Raw genomic sequence first — 10,950 nt, forward strand, 5'->3', positions numbered from 1 at the left:
AAAAGATGAATCGTGTTAAAGCGACTGTCGCTTATGATGGGACAAGTTTTGCGGGCTATCAGTCGCAACCCGGTGGCCTACGAACTGTCCAATCAGAAATTGATAAAGCATTGGTGAAAATCCATAAAGACAAAGGAATTCACTCGGTTGCAAGTGGTAGAACGGATGCGGGTGTACATGCAAATGGGCAAGTCATTCACTTCGATACTCCGCTAACCTTGCCGACTGATCGCTGGCAAATGGCATTGAATGTCTTGCTACCAAAGGATATTCGTATTGTCGAGGCAGAATATGTAGATGAAAACTTTCACGCACGCTATTCTGCAACCGGAAAAACTTATGTCTATAAATGGTCGTCTGCAAAAGTTCATAGTCCGTTTGAGCGGAATTTGTCCGTCCATCTCGAGAGATGGAATCCCGATGTGGAAGAGATGAAAAAAGCAGCGGCTTATTTAATAGGGAAACATGACTTCACTAGTTTTTGTTCATCGAAAACTGCTACATCAAATCGGGTACGAACGATTCGATTATTAACGCTTGAAAAAAGTGATGATGAATTAATCATGACAATTGAAGGCGATGGTTTTTTGTATAATATGGTGCGAACAATTGCAGGCATGTTGCTTGCGGTAGGTATAGGTTGGCATACTCCTGAAAACGTCAAGGAAATCCTTGAATTAAAGGATCGAAAAGAAGCCAGCAAAACAGCTCCAGCACACGGTTTGTACTTGGAGAATGTAACTTATTAAAATTAAAGCAACTTCACCACGTGTTTTTTTATAAAACGCTTGACTTAATTGCATATTCGGTATAAGATAAGTAGTGGTATTTCTAAAACCCCACAAAAAAGCCCCGGAAGGTTATTTGTGTTTAGGGATATAGATAAAAAACGGGAAATTTATAGGTATATTAGGAGGATTTAAACATGCGTACAACATTCATGGCTAAAGGTCACGAAGTAGAGCGTAAATGGCTCGTTATCGACGCTGAAGGACAGACTTTAGGTCGTCTTGCATCAGAAGTTGCAGCACTTTTACGCGGTAAACATAAACCAACATTCACACCTCACATTGACAACGGTGATCATGTCATCATCATCAATGCTGAGAAAATTCATCTTACAGGTAATAAACTAAAAGATAAAAAATACTACCGTCACTCAGGATATACAGGTAGCTTGAAAGAGCGTACAGCGCTTGAAATGCGTACAAACTACCCAACTAAAATGCTAGAACTTGCAATCAAAGGAATGCTTCCAAGAGGTCCTTTAGGTAGCCAAGTTTATAGAAAACTAAATGTATATGCTGGTCCGGATCATCCACATGCAGCACAAAATCCAGAAGCTTACGAGCTTATCGGATAAATTAGAGGAGGAAAATAGCTTTGGCACAAGTACAATATCTCGGCACTGGCCGTCGTAAAAGTTCAGTAGCTCGTGTGCGTCTCGTACCTGGTGATGGTAAAATTATCATCAACAACCGTGATGCAGAAGACTACGTACCATTTGAAACACTTCGTGAAATTATTAAACAACCACTTAACACTACAGAAACTCTAGGAAGCTACGATATTCTTGTAAATGTTCACGGTGGAGGATATACAGGACAAGCTGGAGCAATTCGTCATGGTGTTGCACGTGCGCTTTTACACGTTGACCCTGATTTCCGCCCAGCACTTAAAAAAGCAGGATTCTTAACACGTGATCCACGTATGAAAGAACGTAAAAAACCAGGTCTTCGCGGCGCTCGTCGTGCACCTCAGTTCTCAAAACGTTAATATCATTTTCATATCAACGTTTACAACCTCTTCCCGAGAATCGGGAAGAGGTTTTTTCATGCGAATAAATTGAATTGAATAGCTATCAAGATCCTTGAATATGCGAGCGGTTTTTCTTTCAGGGCATTAGAGACAAGTGTGTAGCTATTCATAGCGTATTTAATTCGCTATAAATAAAGCTTGATTTAATAGCCTTTAACCAAATCCCTGCTTCGTAATTACTAAACATTTTTTATTGAACGGTTAAAAAGAAGAGATGACTTTTGTTCTGGTCAAAAGTCATCCCAAGAATTTGAAACGATTATCCTCTATTTCTTTCGATCTCAGCACCGGTAAATGTGAGCGGACCAATAACAGTTGGTCCAGCAACAGATGCTTGGGCTGTGAGGATATAAGTTACAGGATTGTTTCCTGAAATAGGAGTATTTCCTGTCGTCTGAGGATTATCTACATGAGAAAAGTGGTTGATCAAGTTATTTTCGAAGTTACCGCCTTCAACTTCTTCTACTGCAGAAAATATCTCAGTTCCGGCTACAACAGCATTACGAAAAATTCTGTATGTGATAACCGAAGTAACAGGTGAGAAATATCCTACAGTAGCATTTAACCAAACACGGTCAAAAGCATCATCGAGATTTAGTGTAATTCTACCGAGTTCAGTCGGTGCAGCTGTTGAAATAGGAATAGATGCTTGTCCAGCTCTATTAATAGGTAACTGAAAAACTTGAAACTCAGTTAACAAACCTTTTCCTTTTCCTTTTCCTCCATGAGCGTCATGTTTTTTATCATGTCCTTCATGTTTGCAGCATTCATAACAATCCTTCTTTTTATTATCTTTTTCCTTTGGCATTTTTGTTTCCTCCCTTCATCATTTGATACCTTACTATATGAGGATTTTCTAGTAATGATTGGACAAACTATCCCAAAGTTATTTTATACTTAGTAAAGTTTAAAGATTGTTCTCTTCGTGTGGAGGATGTTTATGAGTTCTTTTGGGAACAACGTAATTGTATTAGTTTCGTAATTAATGGATTTTGGTGGAATACTAGATTGAAGGAGTTATTTCTAGTTGGTTGAGGTAACGAATAAGAAAATCTTCGCTGAAAGATTTTACGGGGAGATTTGATGATACCTTTGAGTGTAAAATAGATTGAACGCAGATGAAGTATAGGTGGTGTATTTATGGTCACTTGAAAAGTCTCTGCAACCAACAGGCGAATCCAAAACTATTAATATAATGACCCAATACATGTTCGTGCCCGTCGTCATTCTATAGTGTTGCATAATCCGATCATCCGCAGCTTGTTGAGCTTTTCCACTAGCATCATTGACTAGTTTTCTTTGGATTTCTATAATATCCTCTTCCAAATCTAATACTTTTCAAATCCTTTTCTCACTTGGAAGGTTTTTTTGATTCTTCCTGATCACTTCCTCTCTCATAGGCTTATTTCTTCCATAATGATATAATTTATAAATAGATAAAGTGATTTGTAATGTTGCTCCTAAGGAGAATGTTTTGATGGAAAAAATGATTTATTTTCTTGTTATGATTTGTTTCGTTCTATTACCTATCGGGTGTACGCCAGAAGACAAAGAAGAAAAAACTACTTTAATGATTTCTGCGGCAGCGAGTTTGACAGATGTGCTGAATGAGTTGAAGCCGATATTTGAGGATGAACATCCATCGATCGAACTTACCTTTAATTACGGAGGTTCTGGTAAATTAGCGCAAATGATTATTCAGGGTGCGCCTTCGGATGTATTTCTGTCGGCAAGCGAAAGTGATATGGAGCGACTGCAAGTAGAAGACATGATACTTAAAGATACGCGTGTAAAATTCGCTGAAAATGAGCTGGCTTTAATTGCAAATAAAGACCAACCTGTCAAAGTTTCTTCATTCGAAGAAATTAGTTCGGCGGGCGTTGATCATTTAGCGATTGGTGAACCGGAAAGTGTGCCTGCGGGCCGTTATACAAAACAGGTACTCGAACGACTAGATCTTTGGGATTCGTTGCAGGGGAGTTTGGTGATGAGTTCAGATGTTCGCCAAGTGTTGACGCATGTCGAGTTAGGGAATGCGGATGCCGGAATCGTTTATGCGAGTGATGTGTTACGATCTGAGAAAGTAATTATAGTGGCTACGGCTGATTCGGATTGGCATGACCCAATTATGTATCCGGGCGCCGTTGTTTCAGATACAGGCCATCCTGATGAAGCGAAAGCATTTTTAGCGTTTCTAACGGGTGATCAAGGACAAGCGTTATTACATAAATATGGATTCAAATAAGTAAGGGGGATGGACGTGACCGATTATTCGCCGTTAATATTATCATTAAAAGTAGCGGGCATCTCCACTTTTTTTGTCTTTATCTTTGGCGTGTTTTTCGCGCATCTATTTTCACGTAAAAATTTTTTCGGGAAGAGTATTATTGAATCGTTGTTCATGCTTCCGCTAGTATTGCCGCCAACTGTTGTTGGTTTTGGGTTGCTTATTTTATTTGGGAAGAATGGTTTTATTGGCAGTTGGCTGTTGAATTGGTTTGACGTTCAAGTTGTGTTTACTTGGATTGGGGCTGTTATTGCATCGATAGTTGTGTCTTTTCCGCTCATGTATCAAAGTGCATCGACCGCGTTTGGCAGTTTGGACGCAAGAATGGAAAATGCAGCTCGTACGATGGGTGCGTCGAATTGGCGCGTGTTTTGGACGATTTCCTTTCGACTCGCTTGGCCTGGACTATTGGCAGGACTCGTTTTAGCGTTTGCGCGTGGGCTTGGTGAATTCGGGGCTACCTTAATGTTGGCGGGTTATATACCGGGGAAGACAGATACAATTCCGATGGCGATCTATTTTGCTGTTGAGTCGGGGCAAATGGAAAAGGCAACTTTCTGGGTTGTCATCATCGTTGCGCTCGGATTTAGTACGATTATGTGGCTTAACTGGTGGAGTAAAAGGAATATCGAACGTTACAAAAATGATAATGCGTAAGAGGTCGATAAAATGCTTGAAATTCAAATTGAAAAGAAGTTACCTCATTTTGTTGTAAATGTTAATCTGACAGTAGAAGAAGAGATTCTTGTGTTATTTGGGCCGTCTGGTTCGGGGAAAACGACAATACTCAATGCGATTGCGGGTTTGGATCATCCTGATGCGGGACGAATCACTTTAAACGGAAAGACCTTCTTTTCTGAAGATGAAAAGCCTTTACCCACGCAGCAAAGGAATATCGGCTATCTATTTCAAGACTACGCACTTTTCCCTCATATGACTGTAGAGAAAAATATTGCGTATGGTGTTAAAAAAATGGAGGCTGTCGTAGCAAAAGAACGTATAAATCAATTAGTCAGCACGCTAGGTATTCAACATCTAGCAAGCAAATACCCCCATCAAATTTCTGGGGGAGAGAAGCAGAGAGTAGCACTTGCAAGGGCGCTTGCAACTGAACCATCGCTTTTACTTCTGGACGAACCTCTATCAGCGCTAGACTTAAAAACGCGTTTGGAGTGTCAGGAAGAACTGAAACGGTTACATGCTATATGGCAGATTCCTTTTATTATTGTCACGCATGATATGCAGGAAGCCAAAACTCTCGGAGATAAAATTATCTTTCTTGAAAACGGCCTTATTGTAAAGTCTAATGAATCACGATTAACTACTGATGATTAACCAATATTCCCTATAGTTGAATGCCAATATAACTTTAAGTCCACACTACAATTAAACACACTAGTGTAGTGAGAGGTTGTGGGACATTTGATGAAGGACTTTATGGATACTGATTTTTGGGAAATGATTTTCAGAACGGTCGGAGCTTTCATAGCGCTCCTGATTTTAGCGCGAATTCTGGGCAAGAAACAATTAAGTCAGCTGACATTCTTCCACTACATCACAGGGATTGCATTCGGCTCCATTGCTGCTGAAATGGCAGGGCAAACAGATGTAAAGTTTTTTAATGGGTTAGTATCGCTAATTATTTGGGCTGCACTTACTATACTTGCAAGTTATATTTCCCTGAAGTCGGCAAGATTACGGATTGTGTTGGATGATCAACCGACGATAATTGTCAAAGAGGGAGCCATCATGGAAAAGGCGATGCGAAAAGAACAATTACATGTCAATGATTTAATGATGATGCTGCGCGAGCAATCGATTTTCTCTTTTCAAGAAGTCCACTACGCGATATTAGAAACAAATGGAGAACTTAGTGTTATGAAGAAGATTACGGAACAAGAGGCAACGAAACAAGATGTTAAAGCGGCTACAACAGCACCCAAATACCTTCCAACTGAACTAATCTCAGACGGTAAACTGATTCCGAAAAATTTAACGGAATTGAATCTAAAAGAAGATTGGCTGATGAAAGAACTACAGAAGAAAGGTGTCGGGTCAGTAGAGCAAGTGTTTCTTGCACAATTACAAACTGACGGTACTTTATTTATTGAAATGAAAACTTCGGATTGAAAAGATATGCTAAAATGAATGAAACATATATATAGATGGGGGTTATCTAATGAAAGAAATTACACCAGTAGAGGTAAAAGAGTTGTTGGAAAGCGGTGAACAATTGAATTTAGTAGATGTTCGTGAAGATGATGAGGTTGCGGAGGGAATTATACCAGGAGCTATTCACATCCCACTTGGAGAGGTAGTAGAGCGTGTGAGCGAACTTGATAAGTCAAAGCCTTACATAATTGTTTGTCGTTCAGGCGGACGCAGTGGACGCGCAACAGCGTATTTAGCAGATGCAGGGTACGACGTGGCCAATATGACAGGCGGTATGCTTGAATGGGAAGGCGTAACTGAATAAGGACTTTGAAATGGGAGCCGTGGAGGTTCCTTTTTTTGTTGTCAAAACTAGGTGTAACTTTCAGATTTAGGACTAGACATATCTTGCTCCTTTTTTGCGTATAGTGGAGGAAAAAGGCGGTGTCTATGTGAAGCGTTGGGTGCTAGTTGGAATTATTTTTTTAAGTTCGCTAGGAATCGTTATTTATGGGGTTAAGGCATCGGATAATGTTTTTTTTATGCCTGAAGAACTGGCAGGTGTAAAGGTGGTCGTTGATCCAGGACATGGTGGATTAGATGGTGGTGCTTCGGCAGGAGATGTGGTGGAACGTGATATTACACTTAGCATTTCACATGAGGTGACTAAAAGGTTGAAGAAGAAAGGTGCAACAGTTGTCATGACGCGTGAAAAAGATGGTGACGCATTGGCCGAACATGCACCAGAAGACCAATTTCCATCCGTACGATCCCGGAAACTCGCAGATTTAAAGTTGCGCCAAGATATTACTGCGAATGAAAACCCAGATGTTTTTATTAGTATTCATGTAAATGCAATTCCACAAGAGAAATGGCGGGGTGCTCAGGTTTTTTATCATAAAGGTGGGGATCCAGGCGGAGAGTTTCTCGCAAAATCGATTCAAGCTTCTTTTCGTGACAATTTAAAAAATACAGATCGTGAAGCACTTTCCATCAGTGGTGTCTATTTGTTAAAACATGCGCCAATGCCTGCAGTCCTTGTTGAAACAGGTTTTATCTCAAATCCCGAGGAAAGAGCGCTTCTCACGGATCCTGGATATCAAGAGAAAGTTGCAGATGCGATTGTTGAGGGGATTTTAACATTCTTAAATGCAGAAGAAATGTGAAAGCGCGTTCAATCGAAACCAATTATCGACTGTGGTATACTTGGAGGCGAATTGAAAAAACCTCCAAGGAGTGTTGAAGTTGATCAATGAACAACAAGTACGTGAATTAGTAGGTCAGTTAAAAGATCCGTTTTTACATAAATCACTTGCGGAGACGGATGGTATCAGCGAAGTATCAATCAATGTTGAAAAAGAGCATGTCAGTGTCAAGCTTGCACTTGCTAAAATCAACACTGCAGAACAATTACCGTTTCAAATGAAGGTAGTTGATCTTTTAAAAGATGCGGGTGCCAATTCAGTTGGTATTCGTTTTGAAGAACTTGCACAGGAAGTTCTAGATAAGTTCCGTGGGACGGCAACGGAAGCAGAAGCACAAGACATATTATCGCCTTTAAGTGATGTTGAATTTATTTCTATTGCGTCTGGTAAAGGCGGAGTTGGAAAATCAACAGTATCTGTAAATATAGCGGTTGCACTGGCTCGTCTTGGTAAAAAAGTAGGTCTCATTGATGCGGATATTTATGGCTTTAGTGTTCCAGATATGATGGGTGTCACAAAAATGCCAATCGTTCGTGGGGAGAGAATTATTCCTGTCGAAAGACTCGGTGTTAAAGTGATTTCCATGGGCTTTTTTGTCGAAGACAATGCACCTGTTGTATGGAGAGGGCCGATGCTCGGAAAAGCGCTTGACCAATTCTTCCGCGATGTTGAGTGGGGAGATTTGGATTATCTATTTCTAGATTTACCGCCTGGTACAGGAGATATTGCACTTGATATTCATCAGATGCTCCCAACATCAAAAGAAATAATTGTAACCACACCACATCCAACAGCTGCATTTGTAGCTGCACGTGCAGGGGCTATGGCACTTCAAACAGATCACGAATTATTAGGTGTGATTGAAAACATGTCATGGTTTGAATCTAAAACAACGGGTGAGCGCGAATATGTTTTCGGTAAAGGCGGCGGTACAAGGCTTGCTGAAGAACTTCGGACAGATTTAATCGGTCAAATTCCGCTTGGGCAACCTGATTGGAATGAGGAAGATTTTGCACCTTCAGTTTACGCTGAAGACCATCCAATCGGAAAAATCTATACTGAAATTGCCACAACTATTTTAGAGAAAACAAAAAAGTAAACTTATCACGAAGGGTTTTTGGAGAGGAGGCTATTAGCCTCCTCCTCCGCCACCTTCCGCTCCGCCTCCACCACCGCCACTCTCTCCGCTTTTGCCACCAGAACCACCCTCTTTACCTTTCTCTTCTGAGGATTTCCCAGCTTCTTTTATTAATTTCTCCCACTTCGTCTGAAGAAGAGGGCTATTGATTGTTTCTTCAATTACTTTTTCGTATTGTTCTTTCATCGTTGCGGATTTCATAATTGTTTCCATTTGCTTTTGCATGTCAGGTTGTCCGAAAAAGTCTTCCATGACCTTAAGGAATGAGGCATCTTCCATTAGTTTTTTCATGACGTCTTCTTGTTGATCTTTCATGCTTTTGGCGACTGATTCAGCAAACTTTGGATCTTCAAATGTTTTCTTCCAGAAATCCTCGCCTTCTTTGGAAAGTAAAGTTTCCTCTATCGACTTTTTGACTTCCGGTTGTTCTAATGCAAGCATTTCACGAAAATCTTCTTCAGATAATATTTGCCTAAGTGCCTTTTTACCATCTTCGGTTTGTAGCGAATCGGTCATCATCTTTTTAATCTCGTCATAATTCGGGCTAGTGTTTTCCGCAGAACACCCGACTAACAAAAGTATGATGAGGAAAACTTTCAATAAGTTATTTTTCACGGGATTCATTCCCTTCAATCCGTTTTCATCTATTGTTCACATTCAGGCGAATAATATGCATTTATTGTTTTCGTAAATAGATTTTTAAGTAAATCGTTGTTACACTAATAAGAGCAATCGAAAACGGGGGAAACTAGTCGTGACTATACGAAATTGGGTTAAGTTCTTTTTTACTGCATTATTAATTGGCGGATTCGTGACCGCGGTCGCTGGATTAATTGTTCGTTGGGAATTCTTTTCAGATTTATTAGCTTCAGGTGAAGTTTTGCAGTTTATAGGTGCACTTTTGTGGATGGTCTTTTTAGGATTCACAATGAGTGTTGTTGCACAGATGGGCTTCTTTGCTTATTTGACAGTCCATCAATTTGGCGTGAATATTTTTAAATCGTTGACGCTTTGGAATTGGGTGCAGCTTTTAATTATCGCAGTTGTGTTGTTTGACTTGATCTTTTTCAGATTCCGTTTGACATCTGAAGATACAGGTCGCTCATTGTTATATTTAACATTATTAGTATCGCTTGTCGGAGTCGCTTTTATTACTGCTTACTTCAAAGCGAAATGGACAAAAAAACATACGCTTATTTCAGCGCTGTTTTTTATGATTGTGATTACAACACTCGAATGGTTACCAGCACTTATGGTGCGTTCTGGAAATATCGATACATGGGTAACAATTCTTCTATTCCCGCTACTGGCGGTCAATGCTTATCAAATTTTAGCTTTACCGAGATTCAATACAATGTCGGATATAGATAAAGCAAAATTGGATGCACGCCGTGAAGCGCGTCGAAAAGAAAAGAAAACAGCTTCGGCTAAAAAATAAGGAAGCGGCACTAAAGTCTAAATGAGACTGCAGTGCCGTTTTTTTTATTCGGGGATTTTTTTCATTTTACCTTGAACGCCAAAAATAACATCTTCAATTGATTGAAAATCACGGCTTTCATATAGTCGATTAATTTCTGCTAAGTTTATACGTTGTTCTCGGTGATGTGGTATGGATATTATTTCTCCTTTTGTTTCGGGTGGAATTTCGCCGCCTGTCCAGATGAAGGAAGAACCCATGGCATTTATCTCAGATTCCCACAGAAGTTCATGCAAGAACTGTGAAAACGTTTCATCTTGAGTTCTAAACCATAGCGGTTTTCTGCCAAAAGTCATTTCGTAGCGTTCAATTTGTTTCACCAGTAATTTTGCATCATTTTCATAAGCTAAACTATCTTGTCCAAGTAATGCGGTAGGAATGTTTTTATCCTTCATGATGCGTATGGTTTCTGGAAAACGCTCTGCCCAATCCATATCTATAAAAAGAGTGGGATAAGGTTTTTTTAGTTCCGAAATCCAATTCAACACCTCATCATCCCCAAATGATATATTCACTGTGAGTGCAGAGCCATATGTACCATGCGTAATCGCGACGGGCTCTTCAGTGACTCGGAAGACGCTTGTAAGGGAATAGTTCTTGGGAAAGGGTGGAAAAAGTAAAAACAAACCGCAACTGACGATAAGTGCTATAATTATTTTCTTGTACATATATTGTCCTCCTTTAGCACAACCTATGTATATGATATGAACAAGATTTGACAAATATGATGAGTGTATGTTATTATTTAAAAGTCGCTGTCAGAAAGTATTTAAAAGAAAAGTTGCTATTTATTTTTAATTTGTTATAATTAATTTTGTCGAGAAATTAAATACTATTCCGCAGTAGCTCAGTGGTAGAGCAATCGGCTGTTAAC

At 39.8% G+C, this 10,950-nt stretch carries 15 protein-coding genes; 11 read left to right on the plus strand and 4 right to left on the minus strand.

The annotated features are described in order from the left end of the window. Positions 1 to 5: 5 nt before the first annotated feature. From truA to rpsI, 3 genes are all read left to right on the plus strand, one after another. The gene (truA, locus tag AC25Y1_RS16855) at positions 6 to 749 is read left to right on the plus strand and encodes a tRNA pseudouridine(38-40) synthase TruA (RefSeq protein WP_488149162.1); all 744 of its coding nucleotides are present in this window, start codon (positions 6 to 8) and stop codon (positions 747 to 749) included. A 176-nt stretch (positions 750 to 925) separates the two neighbouring features. Beyond that, positions 926 to 1,363, plus strand: a complete 438-nt coding sequence (gene rplM, locus AC25Y1_RS16860) for a 50S ribosomal protein L13 (protein WP_488149163.1) — start codon at positions 926 to 928, stop codon at positions 1,361 to 1,363. Positions 1,364 to 1,383: 20 nt separating this feature from the next. Further along, positions 1,384 to 1,776: a 30S ribosomal protein S9 gene (gene rpsI, locus AC25Y1_RS16865; protein WP_488149164.1), complete on the plus strand. Its 393-nt coding sequence runs from the start codon at positions 1,384 to 1,386 to the stop codon at positions 1,774 to 1,776. A 301-nt stretch (positions 1,777 to 2,077) separates the two neighbouring features. On the opposite strand, the gene AC25Y1_RS16870 is transcribed toward rpsI, so the two are convergent. Both AC25Y1_RS16870 and AC25Y1_RS16875 read right to left on the minus strand, forming a co-directional pair. Then, positions 2,078 to 2,626, minus strand: coding sequence for a hypothetical protein (locus tag AC25Y1_RS16870; RefSeq protein ID WP_488149165.1), 549 nt, complete (start codon positions 2,624 to 2,626; stop codon positions 2,078 to 2,080). Between the two features lie 260 nt (positions 2,627 to 2,886). Further along, entirely contained in the window at positions 2,887 to 3,144 is a 258-nt protein-coding gene (locus AC25Y1_RS16875; protein ID WP_488149166.1) for a hypothetical protein, read from the minus strand. A gap of 151 nt (positions 3,145 to 3,295) precedes the next feature. Between AC25Y1_RS16875 and modA the strand changes: the two genes are divergently transcribed. The 7 genes from modA (at position 3,296) to AC25Y1_RS16910 (ending at position 8,560) form a co-directional block, all read left to right on the plus strand. Continuing rightward, positions 3,296 to 4,063 (plus strand): molybdate ABC transporter substrate-binding protein, encoded by a 768-nt coding sequence (modA, locus tag AC25Y1_RS16880; protein ID WP_488149167.1) that lies wholly within the window; start codon positions 3,296 to 3,298, stop codon positions 4,061 to 4,063. A gap of 9 nt (positions 4,064 to 4,072) precedes the next feature. Further along, positions 4,073 to 4,762, plus strand: a complete 690-nt coding sequence (modB, locus tag AC25Y1_RS16885; RefSeq protein WP_488149168.1) for a molybdate ABC transporter permease subunit — start codon at positions 4,073 to 4,075, stop codon at positions 4,760 to 4,762. A 12-nt stretch (positions 4,763 to 4,774) separates the two neighbouring features. Further along, a complete protein-coding gene (locus AC25Y1_RS16890) occupies positions 4,775 to 5,440 on the plus strand; it encodes an ABC transporter ATP-binding protein (RefSeq protein WP_488149169.1) in 666 nt (221 codons plus the stop codon). A 90-nt stretch (positions 5,441 to 5,530) separates the two neighbouring features. Beyond that, positions 5,531 to 6,235 (plus strand): YetF domain-containing protein, encoded by a 705-nt coding sequence (locus tag AC25Y1_RS16895; RefSeq protein ID WP_488149170.1) that lies wholly within the window; start codon positions 5,531 to 5,533, stop codon positions 6,233 to 6,235. A 49-nt stretch (positions 6,236 to 6,284) separates the two neighbouring features. Further along, positions 6,285 to 6,581, plus strand: coding sequence for a rhodanese-like domain-containing protein (locus tag AC25Y1_RS16900; RefSeq protein ID WP_488149171.1), 297 nt, complete (start codon positions 6,285 to 6,287; stop codon positions 6,579 to 6,581). Positions 6,582 to 6,708: 127 nt separating this feature from the next. Then, complete coding sequence (locus tag AC25Y1_RS16905; protein WP_488149172.1) at positions 6,709 to 7,422, plus strand: N-acetylmuramoyl-L-alanine amidase; 714 nt, start codon at positions 6,709 to 6,711, stop codon at positions 7,420 to 7,422. 79 nt (positions 7,423 to 7,501) lie between these two features. After that, positions 7,502 to 8,560: an Mrp/NBP35 family ATP-binding protein gene (locus AC25Y1_RS16910; RefSeq protein ID WP_488149173.1), complete on the plus strand. Its 1,059-nt coding sequence runs from the start codon at positions 7,502 to 7,504 to the stop codon at positions 8,558 to 8,560. A 33-nt stretch (positions 8,561 to 8,593) separates the two neighbouring features. Here AC25Y1_RS16910 and gerD read toward each other — a convergent pair whose 3' ends face one another. Beyond that, positions 8,594 to 9,223 (minus strand): spore germination lipoprotein GerD, encoded by a 630-nt coding sequence (gene gerD, locus AC25Y1_RS16915; protein WP_488149174.1) that lies wholly within the window; start codon positions 9,221 to 9,223, stop codon positions 8,594 to 8,596. 130 nt (positions 9,224 to 9,353) lie between these two features. On the opposite strand from gerD, the gene AC25Y1_RS16920 reads away from it, so the two are divergent. Continuing rightward, entirely contained in the window at positions 9,354 to 10,037 is a 684-nt protein-coding gene (locus AC25Y1_RS16920; RefSeq protein ID WP_488149175.1) for a KinB-signaling pathway activation protein, read from the plus strand. Positions 10,038 to 10,081: 44 nt separating this feature from the next. Here the strand turns inward: AC25Y1_RS16920 and AC25Y1_RS16925 are convergent, their stop codons facing one another. Further along, positions 10,082 to 10,744 (minus strand): polysaccharide deacetylase family protein, encoded by a 663-nt coding sequence (locus tag AC25Y1_RS16925; protein ID WP_488149176.1) that lies wholly within the window; start codon positions 10,742 to 10,744, stop codon positions 10,082 to 10,084. Positions 10,745 to 10,950: the final 206 nt, after the last annotated feature.

The organism is Sporosarcina sp. Y1009 (assembly GCF_057669865.1).

Bases quoted from the DNA above. Each gene is read 5' to 3' on its own strand.
- truA (WP_488149162.1), top strand. From the start codon at position 6: ATGAATCGTGTTAAAGCGACTGTCGCTTATGATGGGACAAGTTTTGCG.
- rplM (WP_488149163.1), top strand. From the start codon at position 926: ATGCGTACAACATTCATGGCTAAAGGTCACGAAGTAGAGCGTAAATGG.
- AC25Y1_RS16870 (WP_488149165.1), bottom strand. From the start codon at position 2,626: ATGCCAAAGGAAAAAGATAATAAAAAGAAGGATTGTTATGAATGCTGC.
- modA (WP_488149167.1), top strand. From the start codon at position 3,296: ATGGAAAAAATGATTTATTTTCTTGTTATGATTTGTTTCGTTCTATTA.
- modB (WP_488149168.1), top strand. From the start codon at position 4,073: ATGGACGTGACCGATTATTCGCCGTTAATATTATCATTAAAAGTAGCG.
- AC25Y1_RS16890 (WP_488149169.1), top strand. From the start codon at position 4,775: ATGCTTGAAATTCAAATTGAAAAGAAGTTACCTCATTTTGTTGTAAAT.
- AC25Y1_RS16895 (WP_488149170.1), top strand. From the start codon at position 5,531: ATGAAGGACTTTATGGATACTGATTTTTGGGAAATGATTTTCAGAACG.
- AC25Y1_RS16900 (WP_488149171.1), top strand. From the start codon at position 6,285: ATGAAAGAAATTACACCAGTAGAGGTAAAAGAGTTGTTGGAAAGCGGT.
- gerD (WP_488149174.1), bottom strand. From the start codon at position 9,223: ATGAATCCCGTGAAAAATAACTTATTGAAAGTTTTCCTCATCATACTT.
- AC25Y1_RS16925 (WP_488149176.1), bottom strand. From the start codon at position 10,744: ATGTACAAGAAAATAATTATAGCACTTATCGTCAGTTGCGGTTTGTTT.